Genomic DNA, 20447 nt, shown 5'->3' with positions numbered 1-20447 from the left:
CCCAAAAGGGATCAATGCACGCTGTCTTTGGGACCCGTAAAGATCGTGTCGGTCGAGCCAAAAAGACGGTGAAAGTTCCCCGTAGTGATATCTAATATTTCCAAAGGATCAAGGGATTTTAGCTTCCCTATAGTCTTTGCCACCTCCCAAATGGATTCAGGTGGATTTAGACGTCCTTGGAAGGCCGGCGGGCCTTGATCAGGGCTGTCACTTTCGATCAATAAAAACTCCAACGGGATTTCACGTACGGCTTGATGCAGCTTTTGGTTGTCTTCTCGACACACCGGGCCTCCGACAGAAAGGTGCAACCCTCTTTTCAGGAAATCCTGTGCTTTGCCCACACTTCCATTGAAGGAGTGTACCATGCCTTTTTGTGGAGGCAGTCCAAACAGGTCCATGATGGTAAGCGATTGCTCGTGGGCCTGCACCAAATGAAGCACCAGCGGACGACTGGCGATATGGCTCAGTTCCAACTGTTCCTCGAAGGCGGTGATCTGGCGCTCTTGAGAATCCTTCATGATATGAGGGCGGAAATCCAAACCGACCTCCCCCAAGCCCATGGCTTCGGGAAGTTCCTGCGCCAACAGGTTGATTGCTTCTTCCAACTCTTCATCTGAGTGGTCTGCCACCCAATAAGGGTGCACTCCATAACAAAGCCCAATATGGTGCGGAAAGCGTGCCTTCAGGCGTCTTTGCCTTTCCCAATCCTCAGGCCCGACACCACCTTGCATAAAGAAATGAATGCCCTTGGCTTGGGCAGATTCAATGATCTCTGCTTGCTGACCGTCCCAGCGTTGATCTGCCAAATGTCCATGCGCATCGATCCATCTACCAAAAGCCACCATATTCGCGTCCCCCACAGGTCAGCCTACTGGCCTATAGACTTGCATAATTTCAGGACTCGAACAACCCCCGACTTGCTCCGATAAATGTGATTGCGAAGGAGTATTTTTCTATGAAGCACAACGGATTGCGTTTGGGTTTTGACGTTTCTATGGCTAAGGGCGCCACACTGAAGCCCGAGAAAGTTCATTTCTGGAATGACGAAGCGAACTTTAAGACATTCAAACCACACGCTCCATTCAAATACATGAGTGATGCCCTGGTGGGTTTGTCACTTGTCAAATTGAACTCCTATATCAAGTCCCCTCTCGCAACTAAGCACATGAATTATCCTTTTGCGATGGATGCCTGGTCAACTTTGGATCCCCATGTTGAGATCTACTCCCGCTCCCATGAGCGCGTTCGCTCCTTGCAATCCCTGATTCCTGTGGTAGATCCAAAACTGTGCGCTTTGTTTGAAGAACATTTCAATGAAACTTTTGAAGTTGCCATGACGCCATCTGGAATGGATCTGACAGCTTTAGGACCTTTGCTTGAAACATTCTCTTGGTTTGAAAATAAAGTCGGAGCGCCTTTGCTTTACAATTTCGGTTTGAATTTCTCTAAACCGTTTATGGATAAGCTACACACGCTTTACTCTTTCCTTTACAACCTGCGCAGCCTTGTGGCGATTGATCACAATGCCCATGTTCAGGACGCTTCCCATGAAGCTGTGAAGGTCGACGCCGTGACAGACTACTTGCCACGCGTGGAATACGTTGTAAACGACGCTTTGTTGTATTGGAACTTCAAACGTTTCTCTGAGCCGTTCACGGGTCGTGGCACTCCGGATGCCCGCGTGGAAAAGCTGTTCGCTCACCCAATGGAGAAGGCCTTCCAAAAATATTCACATAATGCCTGCCATCTGGTGAACAATCTGCCAAAATCCTTCATCACATCAATGAATCCGGTGGAGCTGGAAGAGGCTTTCTATCTGGTGCAAATTGATTGGTTGTTGGGCTCCCCGGCTGGTTTGTTGTTCAAAATCCGCGAAGAGGTCTTTGCCTTGCAAAATGGCTATGAAAAAATCTTCTGGAAGGACATCGAGCCGAAACACCACAACAAACCAGTGGCGTTGCACTTATCATGTGAAGTGACTGAAGAGTTGGTTCACGGTGTGAAAGCCGCTTAGTTTTCAACGTAAATACAAAACTATAAGGGAGCCTTGGCTCCCTTTTTTTTTGCACAATTTAGTCAATATTCGAACTGTGGTACAGAAGTGTGTCAGGCGGCAATTATCACGGCTGTAGAATAGACAAGTCCCAAAGTGACGGCGACTTTTTAAAAAATACCTCACAGGAGATCTGAGTAAGTATCCAAATATAAAGTCATTTCTAAATACTGCCGCAAATTAGCACGGCTATATTCTCTCTCAGCCGATCGCAAATGTGAACACAGCAAGTTTCATTACAATAGCTAAATCACCCGGCTCAAGTTAAGACATCACTCTGTAGAAAACTCGTATTTAGGCCGATGAAACAGATATGGATAATCTGGAACGTCTTGCCTCATTCATGAAAACACGCGTGTTTCACGTCGCCCTGGCGACAGTGTTTCTTTTTGGTTTTGCAGGTTGCAGCCTGGATCTTGCAATCTCTTCATTGACTTCCTCTGCCAGCGTAAAAATCATCATTAATACCGACACCGTCTCCAATCAGTCCGTAATCCCTGTGTCTTTGGTCTTTTCAGAACCTGTGACGGGTATCACCCAATCCTCCATCGCAGTTGATAACGGTACTATTTCTAATTTCACGGGTTCAGGTAGTAAATACGATTTTGATGTCACTGCCACGAATGACGGTCCGGTATCCATTAACTTCCCCGATCAAAACGTGACCTTGGAAAAAAAGTCACAGAACACTCCTGTTGCTGCTGAACAAGTGGTGGTCGTGGTCGACACTGTTCGTCCCACGGTGAATATCACAAGCTCCCAACCCTCACCTACTAATGTAGCGGCCCACATCCTGGACATTACCTTCAGCGAACCGGTAGAGGGTTTGGATTTAAGCAGCTTTAATCTTGTTGGTGGTGGCGCAGTCGCAACATCTCTGACTGGAAGTGGCGTTCAATATCAGCTCACCGTGTTGCCTGCGGTTTCTGCAAATATCACGGTGACATTACCTCAAGGCGCAACCCACGATGCTGCAGGCAACACTAGTTTTGCCTCCAACGCCATGATCTGGATTTATGACGTGAACACTCCCCTGCCAACACTTTCTTCGGTTGCAACTTCCACAAATAATTTAGCTTCAATCCCGGTCACGATTGATTTCGGTACTGTTTCGGTCTTTGGTTTGGCACTTAGTGACTTCACAGTGACCAACGGCACCGTGAGCGGGCTTGCAGGTTCAGGAAGTTCTTATACCTTAAATCTTCTCCCAAGTTCTGATGGCCCGGTTACGCTTCAGCTGCCTTCCACACGAGTTCAAAATGCATTGGGCTCTGACAACCTGGCATCTAACACCTTGTCCTTTAATAGTGACCGTACGGCGCCTACGTTGGCGATTGGCGCACCTTCGCCAACATCTGGCAATAAAGACACCAGCTTCGAATATATAGTTTCCTACAGTGGTGCTTCCGCAATCAGTTTGGTTGCTGGCGATATCACGTTTAATGGAACCTCGACCACGGGATGCTCTGCGAGTGTCAGTGGTACGGGAACGGCTTCTCGCACAGTGACTGTGACGGGTTGTACGGGTGATGGCACTTTTAGAATTGCAATTGCTGCCGGAACTGCGACGGATGTTGCAGGCAATACTACAGCGGCCAACAACACTGCGACTTATGCGACGGCAGATAACACGGGCCCTGCTGTCGTAATTTCTGCTGGTTCACCGTCTGTTGGCAACAGCTCGCAATCTTTCACTTGGACAGTGACTTATACAGGTGCAAATGCCGTCAGCCTTGCTAACGGTGATGTCTCTTTAAGTGGCACTGCGACGGCGGGTTGTTCTACTTCCGTAAGTGGCAGCGGCACGACCAGCCGAGTGATTTCCGTCAGTGGCTGTACCGGCAATGGAAGTCTTGCAGTTTCTGTGGCAGCCAATACCGCAACAGACACGATTGGAAATCAAAGTTTGGCAGCAGGTCCTTCTGCTTCTGTTACGATAGATAATATCGCTCCAACACTTGCAATCTCAAACCCTTCACCTTCTGCTGGGAACTCGAGTGCGAGTTATGTATGGACTGTGACTTACACGAATGCTGACAGCGTTACTTTAAGTGCGGCTGACATCACTTTAAACGGCACGGCTACGGCTGGATGTTTGAAAAACGTCACAGGTACGGGCACGGCAACTCGCACCGTGACAATCAGTGGTTGTACGAATGATGGTACCTTGGGAATTTCAGTGGCAGCGGGATCCTCACAAGATTCTGCTGGCAATAGTTCTGCAGCGGCGGGTCCTTCTTCAACGGCCACTATTAATAGCACAAGCTTAATGGCTAGCCTTTCCTCGGTAACGAACACTAACACGAATGCAACCAGCATTCCTGTGACTTTGACGACGACGGCTAGTACCACAGACTTAACTTCTGCTGATTTGACGTTAGTCAATGCGACCGTGACTGGGTTTACGGGTTCAGGAAGTTCTTATTCATTTAACTTGATTCCCCAAGGCGACGGCACCACAAGCGTTGCAATTGCGGCTGGTCAATTTCATGATTCATTCTCGAACGCGAATGATGCTTCAAGTACTTTAAGCTTTTCAGTAGATACCGTTGCGCCAACATTAAGTCTTACTGGCCCGACCCCTGCTCTTGGCACCAGTGCTACGAGCTTTGTTTGGACGGCCACTTATTCAGGTGCAAACACTGTTAGCTTGGCAAATACGGACATCACGTTGACTGGGACATCCACAGGTTGCAGCGCTGCTGTAACTGGCAGTGGTACTACCACTCGCACTATCACGGTTTCTGGCTGTACAGGCACGGGCACAGTTGGTCTTCAAGTGGCAGCAAATTCAGCGTCAGACTTAGCGGGCAATCAGGCAATTGCACAAACTGCCGGAACGTCTGCGACTGTGGATAACACGGCTCCGACTTTGGCATTCTCCTCCCCTTCACCAACAACTGGTGGAAGCTCGGCCACTTTCGTTTGGACAATTACTTATACAGGCGCTTCGTCTGTCACTTTAACGAATACAGATATTTCCCTGACGGGAACTGCTACAACGGACTGTTCCGCCGTGGTTGCTGGTACGGGTACGACCACACGCACCGTCAGCGTGAGTGGTTGTTCTGCCGCAAACGGTACAGTCAATATTTCAGTGGCTGCGAACAGCGCAGTGGACGCTGCAGGAAATTCCGCAGCAGCAGGCTCCGCAGGCACCGCAGCGACTGTGGATAACAGTGCACCAACATTAAGCTTCTCTTCACCATCTCCAAGCACAGGTAACAGCTCCACTTCATTTGTTTGGACGGTTACTTACTCTGGTGCCGCGACAGTATCCTTGGCAAATTCTGATATTTCGTTCGGTGGCACTGCGACGGCAGGTTGTTCTGCTGTGGTGTCTGGTTCCGGCACGACAACCAGAACTGTGACTGTCAGCGGTTGTTCTGGCGATGGAACTGTGAATATTTCCGTGGCTGCAAATTCTGCGCAAAGTGCAACCAGTGTTGCCAGTGCGGCAACGGGTCCCTCTGCCAGTGCGACCGTAGACAACACTCCTCCTGGATTAGCGATCAATGGTCCGACCCCTGCATTGGGTTCTAGTGCGACCAGCTTTGTTTGGACTGTGGATATGACGAACGCGGCTTCCGTAAATCTAAGCTCTGTCACTTTAACAGGGACCACCGCTGGTTGTTCGACTTCAATCACGGGTTCTGGTCTGTCACAACGTACTGTGACTGTTTCGGGTTGTACAGGAACTGGCAACGTGGGCTTTACAGTGGCTGCAGGAGCCGCTGCAGATTCCATCGGAAATCAAACGGCATCTACGGCGGCAAGCACTGCAACGATTAGTAACGCGGCTCCGACAATTAGCATTGCGACAGCAACACCGACGACAGGCAATTCCTCAGCAACATTTGAATGGACTGTGACATACACTGGGGCAAGTACCATCTTGTTGGACAATTCCTACATTACTCTCTCGGGTGCGAGTGCCGGTTGCAGTATCAACACGACCTCGTTAAATTCAACCCAAAATAAAGTATCCGTCTCCGGTTGTACTGGTAGTGGCTCCCTTTACTTTAATATTGCAGCAAACTCGGCGGAGAGTCCGAGTGGACTTCAAGCTGCAGCGGCAAGCGGTTCGACTAGAACAGTCACTGTGGATAACACCAAGCCGACGTTGTCTTTGTCTTCTCCGTCACCAACCTCCGGCTACTATGCAACCACTTACGTTTGGACAGTCACCTACTCTGGTGCCAGTACGATTACTTTAGCAGCAACTGACATCACTTTAGGTGGTACGACAACCGGATGCAGTGCTGTGGTTGCAGGTACGGGATCAACAACCCGAACCGTGAGTGTTTCCGGATGCTCTAGCGCAGGAACTCTGAATATCACGCTGGCTGCGAACACAGCCACCGACGCTGCTGGTAATTCTGCGAATGCATCGTCCACATCCAGTAATGCAGCTGTGGCGACCCCCACGGCACCGACAATCTCTATTGGTAATTTAAGATATTACAATGGAACTTCCTCTCTATCGACGGGAAGTGTGGCAGCTCAGTTTAGCAGTACCATCACCATTACGGGTGCCACTATTGTGACTTTAAACCCCGCTGATATCACCCTCACGGGCACTGGAACCCAGGGATGCTCTGTATCTATTGCCAGCGGTAGCGACCCCCTAGCGTCTGCCTATGTCGACATAACCAATTGTACCGCAATCAACGGCACACTATCCTTTACCATCGCCGCGGGTGCAGCACAAAACAGTGGCCTTAATTCTGCGTCGGCCACGGCCGGAACCAGTGTCACAGTAACCAATCCAGTCACGGTTGGTTGGACAAACCCTGCTGAAGTTACTCAAAAAGGAACTTCTTCAAATTCCCAGCCTTTCGCGGTTACTTTAAATCAGGCACTGGCTTATGATGTGACTTTACAAGTCCAGCCGGTTTCATTATTCACTTCAGCAGTTTATGGTAGTGACTACACCTTGGGGGCAACAACTGTCACTATCCCCGCAGGTTCTACGACAGCTTCATTAGCGGCAACTTATGTTGGTAATAGCACAGCTGGTAGTTCAAAAACTATTCAACTGGCTATTACTGATGTCACTGCAACCGGCGCCGTTCCGGGCGTAGCCACGCAGATTAGCCGCCGTCTGGTCTTTGACCAAACGTCAAACTTAAAATTTACCTCTATCAGTGCCAGCACCGGCAACACATGTGGAATTCTTAGTGATAAATCCATGAAGTGCTGGGGGCGAAATCAAAACGGACAAGTGGGTGACGGTACAACCACACAGCGCTCGTCACCAACGACTGTGTCAGGGGGAATTACCTGGGCACAAGTGGCAACAAGTCAAAGCTGGGCTTGTGCGATCAGTGATGCCGCCGCGTCACCGGCAAGCGCTTTGTATTGTTGGGGCGCCGCCAATTCATTTGGTAAATCTGGTGTGAATAGCTCTACCACTCCTTTACTTATTGATGACACCAATACCTATCAAAAAGTTTCACTTGGAAACAACCACGGCTGCGCCATTCGCACAGACGGAACCTTGATTTGCTGGGGCTTCAACAGTTCCGGACAAGTTGGGGATGCAAGTACAAGCTCAGTGAGTGTTGCAAAAGTTATTGATTCTCCCAACAAGTACCAGGATATTTCCCTTGGGTATATTCACACCTGCGGCGTTACAACAACAAATCTGCTGCGCTGTTGGGGAGAAAATGACTTTAAACGGCTAGGAAACAATTCCACAACCGACAGCACTTCCCCCATTTCGATATTATCCACCACGGCATTCAATAAAGTTGCAGCTGGAAACGAACATACCTGCGCAATTTCCACGACCGGGCAACTGTACTGTTGGGGAAATAACAATTTTGGTGCTGCAGGAAGCACGAGCCCAGCTACCTTGAAGGGATATCCATATCAAATGGACAATGGCGTGGTCTACACTTCAGTCACTGCAGGATATCAGTACTCTTGCGGCATCACTTCCACGAATGTTTTAAAATGCTGGGGTAATGGAGCTTATGGGATGTTACCTTTGGGGCGCCTACGCCCTGCCCTTAACTCCGCGACTTCGGGCGCACCTATCGTCATCGACTCCGGAGTCAATTACGCGCAAGCGTCGGTCTCCTTCGTTGGATTAACAAGTCCAAATATATTAACAGGTATCTCAGCCTGCGCGTTGACCACAAATGGAATGTTAAAATGTTGGGGTTCAAATCTTTACGGAGAGCTGGCAAATGGTGCCAACAGCTACCCTAGTGCCCCTGTGACTATTGATCAAGGTGCCACCTATAATTCAGTGACTGCAAGCAGTTACATTTCTAACTTCGCACCGGCCAATTGCGGGATTACAAGCGCCGGCAAGTTGAAATGTTGGGGTCATAATGAAAATGGTAATTTGGGTGATGGTGGATTTACCTCACAGCCTTATCCGCGATTTATCGACAGCGCCAATAACTACTCAAAAATCAGCATGGGAACCAAATCCACTTGTGCCATTCGTTCCGATGGGAAACTTTACTGTTGGGGTACTGGCTATCTGGGTAACGGGTCATCCTCAACGAAAAACACTCCGCAAGCGATTGACTCTTCAAGCACATATTCGGACGTTTCTGTGGGAGATGATATGCATACTTGTGGCCTTACCGGAACGACAATCAAATGCTGGGGTTTAAATATATACAATCAAGTCGACGGCACAGGTGCGGCCTTTCTCTCACCGACTGCGGTGGCTGGCACTTGGTCTTACGTAAGGGTCAGTGCCACTCAAACCTGCGCAATTAATACCTCCAACAAACTTTTTTGCTGGGGCTATGAGACAACCACAAACAGTATCGCAACAACACAAACTGCCGTGGATGCATCTGAGTCCTACAGCAAAGTCGCAGTCGGAAGTGATATCGTCTGCGGCATTACGACTACCGGCGCATTGAAATGCTGGGGCGACGGAAGCAATGGCCGATTAGGACAAGGTTCAACAACGACCAATCGAGTGCCCACGGTCACAGACTCGGGCGTAACATATTCAAAAATATTCATAACTGGCAACAGAACGTGTGGCCTTACGACAGGCAATGTTTTGAAATGCTGGGGTTACTGGAGTTCAAACGTTGTTAATCCGACTATAATGGATGCCACTGATACTTATAAAGACGTCGGACTGGGTAATTACAATCTCTGCGCGATCTCTGATACCACCAATACTGTGAAATGCTGGGGCCAAGAGTTCTTCGGTGAAAATGGTATCGGTCAACAAATGTTCCAGCCGTCACCAATTGTTCCGAACTAAAACTATCCGCCAATTGTACAAATAAAAAAACCTGGCTTAACCAGGTTTTTTTAGACGGCGGCTTTTTTCTTTTGCTGCATTTTTTCGCGAATCTTTTTAACTACGAAGTAGACCAGCAACAGGGCGATAATCCCGAACACCACCAGCTTAAACTGACGCAGCTTATTCAGGATCGGCTCGCCGAAGTGAGCCAACAGATAAATCTGAGTCGGAACACTGATCGCCGCAGCAAGGCCATCAATCACCAGGAACTTCCAAACAGGAAAATGCAACATCCCGCAGGCCAAATGACCCGGAAAGCGAATGCCTGGAGTGAAACGAAAAATACCACAAGCATACGCTCCGTATTTGTGAGTCCACTCCTCCACACGCTTCATCAGGTGCGGGGGAAACATTCTATGAACACGTGGATGGTACAGGAGCTTGCGCCCGAAAACCTTTCCAATTGTATAAATAAGAACATCACTTAAAAAGACCGCCAAAAAGGCCACGAAGGCTGCGGTGTGAACATTGACGACGGGAGCCCCAGGATATGGCGGAGGAAAATGATCAGGGTGCGCGCCCATGAAAGCCAGGATGCCCACGCTGATCAGGGTCACCTCTTCAGGAAGTGGCAAACCGAACGCAGAAAGCAACATCATCCCCACCAAACCGGCGTACACCATGTATGGTTGATAGGCGAACTGTGCCAGCCACTGAAATATCGGCTCGTTTGCAAATTCCAAAAGCAAATCTCCTAGGTTCCCTACTATGCAGGCATCCGCCCCACTTGAACACCCACGTCACACTGTGCTATGTTCACTTTCCGCAATAAGGAATAGTATGCAGAGCGAAAGAGGATTTGAATACGGCGTAAAACACATAATCAGCCCGACGTCCGGGTCGGTGCGTGATGTTTTATTAAGCATTCTACAGCTTTCTTCCGACGAAATTGAGTTCCTGATCCACCTTGGTTCCATTTATCTCAACCATAGTCGTATTCACGAAAATGTTTCGGTATCTTCGGGTGACTATCTAAGAGTGCATACGAAACCGCGAAGGTTCCCAAAAGGTAATATCATCTTCACAAATTGTACTTTTTTTGAGAACGAACACTTCGTGGTTGTTAACAAACCTTCTGGAATTCCTGTTCATGGCAGCGTTGATAACATTCGAGAAAACCTGCAATCCTACATGGAAGAGGCGCTTGCTCAGAAATTGTATGTCACTCACCGCTTGGACGTGCCTACCAATGGTTTGATTGTCTATGCGAAAACTGTGGAGTTCCAAACCGCCTTCAATAAACTTCTGATCGCGCGTGAGATTAAAAAAATCTACCGCGCAAAGATCGAAGGCGAAGCTCCTGCTGCAAAAATTTTGAAACACTACATGGAGCCGTCGCCCCGCGCTCCGAAAGTTGTCAGCCACGAGGCCAAAGAAAAATGGCAGGAATGTGTGCTGGAAATTTTAGAAGTTAAGAAACAGGATTCCTATACAGAATTAAGAATTCATCTGCATACAGGACGCACTCATCAAATTCGCGCACAGCTGGGTTATGAAAAATCCCCGATCATCGGCGATCACGCCTATGGGGCTGAAAAAAGATGGGACGAGGAAAGAATCGAACTGACCGCCTGCGAGTTGGAATTCACGAATCCCCTCACAGGCGAACGACATCACTTTAAAATCTAAAGAACGTAGATGTTGGTCATTAGGCTGTATTGAGTATTCTGTGGTTCCCAGAATTTCACACCTTCACCACGGCTACCACTATCCAGAATAGTGTCGTTGCTCATCCCCAAAGAGAACGAGAAACCACGGGCTGGTTTGATCCAAAGGTTAAGACCAGAGCGGAACTTCGTTGTGTGATTGGCTTCCAGCTGCTCCACCGCAGAAGCGTGGTACCAGCTCTCTTCGAAACCTGTTTTAGTGGATACTTGGAACATTTCGCTGATGTTCCATTGGAATTGCAGATAGTGCTCCAAACCGAATTGTTTGTTGGTTTGACGAGGATCTGAGAAATAGAAACCGTCATCACGGTAACCAATTTGCTCATTGATGCTAGCTGTTTGGCTTTGCCAGTAAATATCCGGTTTTGCGACGTAGGCCACTGACCAGGAGTGTGCAAACTGCCAGTCCGCGTATCCTTCAAGACGGATCTTGGTGATCAAGCCTGAATTCTGAGCCACTTTACTTGTCGGCAAATACAATTTCACTTTACCGGAATAATCGATGGGACCGAAGTAGCCCAAGTCATAGTTAGAATACACGAAGTGAACATCACGCAATTCAAAATCCGACGTCACTGAATCACCGTAGGGATTTTGCCCTGCTGTATTGTAAGCAAATGGCAAATTCAATGCGACCTTCTGGTCTTTGTCTAATTCATATCTGACAGAAAGGTAGTCGTAAGTTTCAATAGAACGAGTTTGCGTTGCGATCTTTCCTGGCTTCATGTTGCCTTGAGAAGCCACGGAGAAAAATGTCAGAGACCAATCATTCGCTCGACCAGTCACAGAAGTCGCGGAAACGAAATCGTCACCATCCAGAACCGCTGCAAATACAGACGTTGAAACGAACAAGCTTGCGATCAAAAATCCGGTCGCCTTTTTTAACATTTTTCACTCCTAATTACGGAAGCTTACGACGAAGTCCCCGAAGTTATGCCATAGCGCCTTGCATTAAACAATAGTCAAAATTTAGACAGTCTTTTGACTTGAGCAGAGTGGCCAAAACCTCTACTGTGTGGGCCTATGAAAAAGTACACATTGCTTAAGAATCTGATTCTGTCTCTGGTATTGGCCCTCATTACAGGCTGTGCCGTTTCCTTCACTAAAAAACAATGGGATCTGCCACCGAAGGCCGATAACGAAATCAGCGTGATGTCCTTTAACGTCGAAAATCTGTTCGATACTGTAAAGACTGCAGGGCATAACGACGAGACCTATCTACCTGCTGCCTCGAAGAAAAAAGACGCCAAATTGCGCGCGGCTTGTGTGGCTAACAACGACAGCACTTATCGCCAAAACGAATGCCTTACCACTGACTGGGATGACCATGCCCTGGAACAGAAGCTGGCAAACCTCTCCAAAGTGATCCTGGATGTCGATGGCAATGGTCCTGAAAATCTGATGATCATGGAGATCGAATCTGATGTGGTTCTAAAGCAATTAAATCAGGCGTTGGCGCCGGCTAAATACATCACTGAAGTGATTATCGATGGCCCGGATAAACGCGGCATCAATCTGGCTTTCTTGTCCCGCTTCCCTTTGGTTGGCAAACCTGTTTTGCATCCGATCCCATGGAAAGGCAAAAATGAAGAAGACCAAAAATGGATGGAGGCGTCCCGTCGCATCCTGGAAGTGACTGTGAAGGCACCAAATGGTGACCCTATCACTTTCCTGGCGGCTCACTTCCCGTCCCAGGCAAACCCGACTTATTGGCGTGAACAGATCGCTACTTTTGCAGCGGATTTGATAAAGTCCAAAGGACCGAATGCCATGGTGGTTTTTGGTGGAGACTTGAATATCTCTGCTGAAGAGGAAAACAGTGCCCACATCTTCCGCGACATCCTATCCAAGGGCGGCGCGGTTTCTCACTTCGTGGGTTGCAAGGACTGCCCGGGTACTCACAATTACCGTCGCAGTTGGTCTTTCCTGGATGCCCATGTGTACAGCCCAGCCCTATTGGCTGATGGCACTGGCAGCTACCAAATGATGCCGCAAACGATTGATGTGATCCGCTACAATCCATTGCACTTGAAAAAGGGCAAGTACCCAAATCGCTGGGACTACGACAACTACACAGGAGTCGCCGATCACTTCCCGCTTTATGTTCGTTTGAAACAAAGAAGCCAAGCTAAAACTCCGGTGAAAGATGAACCGGTAAAAACGGAAAAAGCTGCGAAATCAAAAGCAGCTCCGAAGGCGAAAAAGAAATAACACAAATAAAAAAAGCCGCGAATCTATCGCGGCTTTTTTTTACCCTAGCACCCTTGCTTTTTTTTGAATCTTAGTAAACCAGAAGTCTCATCACGTCGACTGTTGGACGTTGACCGCAAGTTGCGATCTTCTGTTCCCAGTCTTTATCAGTGATCTTGATCAGCTCTTGGCCAAAAGTGATTTCAGTTGTTTTACCTTTGCCCATGTTGATTTTTGCAGCTCCGTTGATTTCGCTGCAACGACCTTCAACTTTTACTGAAAACTCATCAGCTTTTACATTGAAACGCTTCGAACCCAAATCCAAGAACATGCTTGAATCAAAAATCTTAACCTGACTCTCCTTCAAACTAGCAACATCAACATAGAATGTTGATTGATAGTTGAAGTCCTGTTTCTGATAGCCTTTGCCAGCACGGTAGTTAAAATTCCCCTCAGTATCAATGCGAACAATCAGAAGACTGTCGTCACCAGGAACTTTACTTACCTTCATATCATAAACTTCAAACGTATTCAGGAACGAACGAACCTTTGCATCACCAGAGCCGTTGTTCATGTAGATGTTTTTGCCTACCATTGCCAAAACTTCCTTAGGCGCAGCACCTACGACCTTATTGCCTTCAGAAGGAAGAACTACAGCAACTTTAAAATCCTTATCAACCGTGCCAGTGATCTCACCCAATTTGTTCGAGAACTTTGTCTCGTCCTTGATTGATTTCAAAGACAGATACTTATTGCCATCCTTAGTTTCACCTTCAGTGAGGGTATACAGTGTTTTTGTGATATCCGTATTGCCCAAAACGATTTGCAACATCTCGACTGCTTCGATCTGCTTTTCCATCATCACGGAAGCCGCAGAGAACGAACCGAAATCAAATGCATTCGGATTGCTGGTTTGCTTGATGTCCGGCTTCTTTTTTGTGCCTTTTGGCTTTGGGATTTTTGCCATCAATTCAGGAGGACCGACCTCTTTATCCTGAGGCGTACAAGCTGTCGTTAGGAGTGCGGAAGACAAAAATAGTGCGGAAAGGACTTTTAGGCTTTTCATGGAGGCAGAATCTACCTTGATCCTGCCGATTCCGCCAGAGACAAATCCTCTTTTACAGGGGTGTCAAAATCGTGAACAGACAGCGGATGCCGCCATTGTTAATTTTGAGCTCCTTTTCGATTTTATAGCCATTTGGCGCTGGTTGGACCTTTTCCTTCTCTGGATACAGGATTCCCAGCTTCAGGGGCTTGTAAAGGCGGCAAAGCTCGGCAGCCAGGGTCTTTAGGCCCCCTTTGCCTGCGACCGGCAGACGCTCGCCATATGGGGGATTTACGACCATCCACAGGGAGCCCGGTAAACCGTCCACTTTAGGATTGAGGGCGTCTTGTACTGAGAACTGATGGGCTTGGGATTGGAACTCCGCTCTTTGGTAGGCCTTGAGTTGGCTTTCCACTTCCTCGAAGTTCTTCTGTGCGATCTCAGGCATTTCGTCATTGATGTCGAAGCCAATCAAGGACTTGAATGGTGCGCGCACCGGAAGCTCGTAATTGAATGCAAAACTTGGCGACAAGAAAAGCTTTGGGCACTTCTTCCATTGCTTGAACGCGAAATCTCTTTGGAATTGTCCCGCCCACAGGGCACGGGCCTCGGTCAGGAAAGTTCCAGAGCCCATCATTGGATCACATAACGTGACAGAGGCCACTTCGCCCGGAGTTGCTTCGCCGATCAGTTCTCTTAGTAGCTCGGCCGCGATGGTTTCACGCATCGGCGCTTCGCCTTTAAGAACCGACCAACCACGTTTATGCATGTGCTCGCCCGTGGCATCCAGACTGATCGTGCACAGATCGTCTTCCATACGAATATAAATGGAAGCACAAGGCACTTCGCCGGATTGTCCTTGGAAAATTTCAGCCAAGGCTTTTTCAGCGGATTCCTGCAGGCGCTTTTCGTTATTCAAACGGCTTTTTTGCGCGGCCACTTCCCACTCGACGTTTCCGTTTTGCAGAAATTCCTTCCACGGCAGGGATTTGAATTTTTGATAAAATTTTGGCAGATCCTTGGTGCGAAACGAAGTCATACGCAACAACACACGATTCGCCGTTTTTAAAAAGAAATTCAACTGCAAGGCTTGAAACATTTCCGTTTCAAATTCAAGTCCACCCATGTGAACAGTGACTTCCGGAAAACTTAAAGAATGCGTCTTGGCATCCTTACCCAACAGGTACGGCCACACCTCTTTCATTTCCAGCAAGGCGGTATTTTCAAATCCAATGGGTGTTGATACGAAAAAACGATTCACTCTTAAAATCTCCAATAAGCATCGAACAGGAAGAAGTAACCATCCACCGGCGAAATTTTAAACGACGACACGTCTGTGGAATTGAGCGACAAACTGAAATGAAACCGATCCCAGATTTTCACATAGGTCAAATAGCCACCCAGCGCTTTGGTCTCGAAGTTGTAACTGGGGCCCAGAAGAACACGGTCCCAGTTGTCCAAAATAAATTCATAACCTGTCTGGAAGGACGTTGTACCCAGTGATTTAACGGCGGTAATATCTTCGGCGCTCTCAAATGACATGGCGGCGACCGTAAACAAAGTATGGGAAATCACGCTTTCAGAGGAAACCGAATCCCAGAAAACGGTAAAATTCAGAGTGGTGGATGAATCTTTAGGAACATAAGCCGCATTTGTTCCGAATGAAAAAACATTGGAATCTGATTGATACAGACGGTACTTCGCTGCCGCATTGGGAGCATCGGCAAGGTCCGCCAGAACAATGGTATTGACCGAGAGGCGATCTGTCAGACCATAGCTCACCGACCCGAACCACGTAACCAGAAACTCTTCTTTCCACAAAGTTTCTGCAGTCTCCCCGACTGAGACCCCTTGGGTATAAAGAGGCTTGTACTTGGAAGAAATATTCTTCCCACGGCTTTTAACAAGAAGATCCGTGGTGCCCTTGTACTTTTCATTATCCGAGGACAAGTCGATATGGGAAATCTCATCCCCGATTTGGATGAAGTGCAAGCGGGACTGACGCAACAACTCCGCAGTCAGCTGATAAGTCCCGTCTTCGCTATTGCTGATACCAATGACCTCCATGAAGCCAATAATACCCACACCACTTTTTTGCGACTCCACCGAAACTGTCTCGCCGACGCGCCAGTCTTTGAAGTTCGTGGTGGCCTTGATTGTTTTATTATCCAATATGCTATTGATTCGCGCCAAGGACTTGGGATCGACATCCACCTCGGGCTCTGATGCGGGCGCACGAACCGCGATTTGAACCTCTTCGTCCATCGCATAATAGGTATTCGCCTGGGCAGACATACCCCAGACAAAACAAAGCAAAATAATTCCCCAAAAGCGCAGCCCCAACATCTGAACGACATTAGCTCAATTTGGGGGCTTGTTCAATTTATGGTTGAGGCTATTTTTTACTGGTATTCGCTTTATTTTGAGCTGACAGGGCACGGAGCTGGGCTTTGACGATCTCCTTGTCCTTCATGACCTTGATAACTCTAAGCAGGTTCAAACGGCTGGCGTCCTTCATCCACATTTTTTGTGCCTGGAACCAGGCAAGCTCCGTCGCGCTGCCTTCTTTTCCGTAGAAAACCAGATACGCGAAACCTTCGTTTAAAAGCGTTTCAAATTTCACCGTCGTATTAGCTTTAATAAATGGCAAGAACCGCGGCGTGGCCGCCTGCACTTCTGCCAATGACAAAGTCTGAGAACGATCTTTGTCATAAGTCACCATGATGGACTCAAGATAGTGCGTGATCGTCACCATGGTACGAATATTAGCGATCTCAACCCGTTCAGAAGGTTCCTGCGGGGACACGCGCGCCACCAGTCGCAGAATTCCATAAAACTCACGCCACTCTTCCTGATTCAATTTAGCGACGTATTTCACCATCTCTGGCAGGTTATTAAAGTAAGTGCCAAAGCGCTGTCTAAACTGCGTTTCAAAACAATCATTTTGCAGATAGTTGAATCCCAAAGGATCGACAGCTTTGTCAGAGGTCTGACAGGCCTGCATGTCATTGTAGATCGAAGCTGACGATGACAATCCCGCGCTGAACAACAGGCTGATAAATTCATAAGTTTCCTTTTGATTCATCAAAGCATCGCCATTACCACTGAAAGTAAAGAAATTTGCTTCCTGGAAACTGCGGCTCGCCGTATTGCCAGTGCGTCGGTCAAAAGCTTTAAGATCGAACATCAACTCTTTAAAGTCCTCGTACCACGTGTACAAGCCCTGCGGTTCGATCGCGGCTTTTTTCAACTCACCCGTTGTGTCTTTCCCGTAGGCCAGAATCAAAGCACGAGTCATAGCGCGCATTAAATTGGCGCGGGTCAACCCCAGCCAATCCGTTGTAATGGGCTCGTTGTTATTGAAGGCTTTTACCCGGCCATTTTCATTATAAGTGATCAGCACATCTGACTTCAGCAAGTCACCAAAATCCTGCCATGCGTTTGCAAACGCGGTTTGCTCATAGGGATCAATCGCAAATCCCATGCGAATCGCATCGTCACTGCGGAATTCCGCATAATTTCTTAGCAGATCCTCTTTCTTAATCGGCGTGGTCAATTTCACACCCGCTGCCACCTGTGCATCGATAAATCGCTGCACCAGGCGCCACACGTTGTATTCGCGACGTAGGGCCACGATATGTTTTTTCTCAAGTCCCAATATTCCTCGGGAGTCACCATTGCGACCCGGCTCAAGCAGACGAAGTATCGCCGCACGATAAAGGATCTCAATGGATTCCGGTCGAACATTCAACTGGGATTTTACTTGAGGCAAATTCAATACGGTTTCAAGCAGACTGTCGATGTCTTCCAGAGGGATGATGCCACCAGCGTTGATTTGCGGACTGCCTTCCAATAGATCCAGAGCTTGCCCGATAAACTGGCTCACCTCACGAACCTTATCCTGATTTCCAGTATCGAAATTATGAATGACGTAGTGATACTTCAGGAAGAGGCCATATAGATCAATCAAACTGTTCAGGCTGCTCTTCCACTGGGTGTGCGTGCCCAACTGAGCCTCGCGACCCATCAACACATTTTTAACCACCTCTACAACCGGCATCCATTGGGAAACACGGGCATTCGTGTCCTCTTCTTTAACGAACTCTTTGAATCCCTTGATCGCTTTTTTTCCATCCTCAAAAGAATAGTCCGAGCGTGTGACTTCAGTTTTCTCAAGCAAACGTTGCAAGCTGATGCGCAACTGTTCCACTGCAGCGGAAACCCTTTGCCAGTCAGCACCATCTTTTTCAACTTTCAACAATAGCAGTCTGATATGCGGAGCCAAGTCAACTGCCTCGTCGCGAACAATCGCCAAAACATCCACCAAACGCGTGATTTCGTCTTTAGTCAGGTGATTGCTGGATCCGCCCAAAAGGGCTTTTTTAATTTTCATCAATTCCAGAGCAAACTCTGGTGTTACGACGTTCTCTTTCAGGAAGTACTTACTAAAGAATCGGCGCATTTCCTCGACGGTATAAGCGTTGGCCTGGGCTCCGTAAGTCTTTTTCTGAAAATACAGCAAAGCCTGACGCAGACAATCCACCGAATCGGTGATTTCAGATTTTGCAGCTTCACCCGTTGTCAATCGCTGCAAGGCAGCCGGCACTGATTTTAAACAAACCAGTTTGTCATTTGCGAATTTCAGCTCTTCTTCCTCGGTTTGCTGACCATTGATAAAGTCACTGCAACCCACCGTTGAAATCAGCATAACGACGGCCATGAACATGGAGAACTTGCTCTTAAAAGACATAAGCAGCCCCCACCATCAGTCGGTCGTTGTTTGCAAATTGAGCCAATTCATTTCGGTTGTCTTCAGTTGTTGAACCGGCCTTTAGCATTTGCATTTCGCCAAAGATCGTCCAGTCACCCGTCAAGCGCAGACGTGAATTCAGACGCAGAAGTTGGAAATCATTCTTATCGGATTGCGTGAAGCTCACCTTGGAAATCAAGCGGCGCGCTTTCCCCAGACTGAAATTATTTAAGAATGAAATCTGATTGGCCTGATAGAAAGGATACAGATTTGTAAGCGGCTCATTGGCCAGATCGGCACCGACTTCCTTCACACGGCCACCATAGATATCAAGACGCATCAGGCTTACGGCCCAATTGCCTCCATCCCATTCAACAAAAGGACTGACTAACAGGGCATCTTCAAAGGTCGGCTGAGTCCAATCAGGTTCGTCGATCAATTTATCCTTGGTCGGACGATCCCACACGGAACTGACGCCCAGACGAAGATTTGTCATTTTATAAGTCACATCGGCACCGGCCAAAGAATGATAGAACACTTGCGGGCGCAACTCGACATTGCCCTTAAGCGTACTCAAATCCAGACTGCCCTGATAACCAATCGCCAGCGTGTTATCAGGCTTATATAGATAGCTTAATTGAGCTTTAAATCCGTTTGGATCACCGAACGCCAGCTTCGCTCCATAGGAGTTTTGCATCACGATTTCTGTGGTTGACGGTTGGTTCATATTATATTGCATCTCCGTGGCTTCATCCCAGATGCGCACACTTTTAGGTGGCTGGTGGAACCATGGATTCCCTTTAACAAAGTCCCCGCCTTCGATTTCAAAGCTGGGTCCCTGACTTGGAATATAAATAGGTGTCGCAAACAGGGTGAATGAGGCGTTCTTAGATTGCACCTGCCAGAAAATACCAGAAAGTCCCTGGCGCTCCGCTTGAAGTGGATTCCATTTAAATAGTGGTTCCCAAACGCCCATTTCCCAGCGCGCATCAAGTTCGCTCCACAGAAGCTTTTTACGACCGATAAAGAAAGTTTCGGAATCGCTTTGGCGGGTTTGCACGTAAAGTTCCGAGATATTCAAATAATTCAAAAGTGGAGCACCCATGGCGACCCCGCCGGAGATGTCCATACGCAGATTCGCGTCAGAGAAAGGCTCTGTCTTGATCGCGGCACCTATGAATTGGTAATTGGTTTTCTGCGTAGCTTCAAATTCAGGGCTAATAAAGGAGTCAGAGAATAACTTCATCTCCGTGCGCACCTGCGCCACGGCGAAACCTGGGAGCATAAATACTGCCCAAATTATCATCAAATGAAATATAGAGGCCCCTTTTTGGGGATGCCTAAATAACATAGTTCTCCCTATCCTGACCCTTATTCATCAAAGGTCATGCCTTGTCGAGAGCCATTTTAAGCGGGAATGCCATGGAACGTTTTAATCATGTGACCTTTTTGGG

Annotated in this window: 12 protein-coding genes; 4 read left to right on the top strand and 8 right to left on the bottom strand. The window is 47.9% G+C overall.

Features of this window, described 5'->3' with window-relative positions; all coding sequences use genetic code 11:
• Positions 1-11: 11 nt before the first annotated feature.
• Positions 12-845 carry a TatD family hydrolase gene (locus tag AAAA73_RS04525; protein ID WP_340596987.1) on the bottom strand — a complete coding sequence of 278 codons (834 nt, stop codon included), beginning with the start codon at positions 843-845 and terminating at the stop codon, positions 12-14.
• Positions 846-955: 110 nt separating this feature from the next.
• On the opposite strand from AAAA73_RS04525, the gene AAAA73_RS04520 reads away from it, so the two are divergent.
• Positions 956-2014 (top strand): hypothetical protein, encoded by a 1059-nt coding sequence (locus AAAA73_RS04520; protein WP_340596986.1) that lies wholly within the window; start codon positions 956-958, stop codon positions 2012-2014.
• Between the two features lie 352 nt (positions 2015-2366).
• Complete coding sequence (locus AAAA73_RS04515; protein WP_340596985.1) at positions 2367-9299, top strand: Ig-like domain-containing protein; 6933 nt, start codon at positions 2367-2369, stop codon at positions 9297-9299.
• Positions 9300-9349: 50 nt separating this feature from the next.
• On the opposite strand, the gene AAAA73_RS04510 is transcribed toward AAAA73_RS04515, so the two are convergent.
• Complete coding sequence (locus AAAA73_RS04510) at positions 9350-10024, bottom strand: DedA family protein (RefSeq protein ID WP_340596984.1); 675 nt, start codon at positions 10022-10024, stop codon at positions 9350-9352.
• Positions 10025-10121: 97 nt separating this feature from the next.
• Here AAAA73_RS04510 and AAAA73_RS04505 point away from each other — a divergent pair, with 97 nt between their 5' ends.
• Positions 10122-10970 carry an RluA family pseudouridine synthase gene (locus AAAA73_RS04505; protein ID WP_340596983.1) on the top strand — a complete coding sequence of 283 codons (849 nt, stop codon included), beginning with the start codon at positions 10122-10124 and terminating at the stop codon, positions 10968-10970.
• Here the strand turns inward: AAAA73_RS04505 and AAAA73_RS04500 are convergent.
• A complete protein-coding gene (locus AAAA73_RS04500; protein ID WP_340596982.1) occupies positions 10967-11896 on the bottom strand; it encodes a hypothetical protein in 930 nt (309 codons plus the stop codon). The two genes, AAAA73_RS04505 and AAAA73_RS04500, sit on opposite strands and share 4 nt — an antisense overlap.
• A 135-nt stretch (positions 11897-12031) precedes the next feature.
• On the opposite strand from AAAA73_RS04500, the gene AAAA73_RS04495 reads away from it, so the two are divergent.
• Complete coding sequence (locus tag AAAA73_RS04495) at positions 12032-13219, top strand: endonuclease/exonuclease/phosphatase family protein (RefSeq protein ID WP_340596981.1); 1188 nt, start codon at positions 12032-12034, stop codon at positions 13217-13219.
• Between the two features lie 70 nt (positions 13220-13289).
• On the opposite strand, the gene AAAA73_RS04490 is transcribed toward AAAA73_RS04495, so the two are convergent.
• The 5 genes from AAAA73_RS04490 to AAAA73_RS04470 all read right to left on the bottom strand — a co-directional run bounded on the left by AAAA73_RS04490 (position 13290) and on the right by AAAA73_RS04470 (position 20299).
• Positions 13290-14264: a hypothetical protein gene (locus AAAA73_RS04490; RefSeq protein WP_340596980.1), complete on the bottom strand. Its 975-nt coding sequence runs from the start codon at positions 14262-14264 to the stop codon at positions 13290-13292.
• A 52-nt stretch (positions 14265-14316) separates the two neighbouring features.
• Complete coding sequence (locus AAAA73_RS04485) at positions 14317-15504, bottom strand: THUMP domain-containing class I SAM-dependent RNA methyltransferase (RefSeq protein ID WP_340596979.1); 1188 nt, start codon at positions 15502-15504, stop codon at positions 14317-14319.
• Between the two features lie 2 nt (positions 15505-15506).
• The gene (locus AAAA73_RS04480; RefSeq protein ID WP_340596978.1) at positions 15507-16538 is read right to left on the bottom strand and encodes a hypothetical protein; all 1032 of its coding nucleotides are present in this window, start codon (positions 16536-16538) and stop codon (positions 15507-15509) included.
• 100 nt (positions 16539-16638) lie between these two features.
• Positions 16639-18993, bottom strand: a complete 2355-nt coding sequence (locus tag AAAA73_RS04475; protein WP_340596977.1) for a hypothetical protein — start codon at positions 18991-18993, stop codon at positions 16639-16641.
• A complete protein-coding gene (locus tag AAAA73_RS04470; RefSeq protein ID WP_340596976.1) occupies positions 18983-20299 on the bottom strand; it encodes a hypothetical protein in 1317 nt (438 codons plus the stop codon). Before AAAA73_RS04470 ends, AAAA73_RS04475 begins: the two co-directional genes overlap by 11 nt.
• Between the last annotated feature and the right edge of the window lie 148 nt (positions 20300-20447).

Source organism: Bdellovibrio sp. GT3 (assembly GCF_037996765.1).
Classification (GTDB): domain Bacteria; phylum Bdellovibrionota; class Bdellovibrionia; order Bdellovibrionales; family Bdellovibrionaceae; genus Bdellovibrio.
Note: the sequence above shows the minus strand (reverse complement) of the source record. Positions and strands in the feature narration are given on the sequence as shown.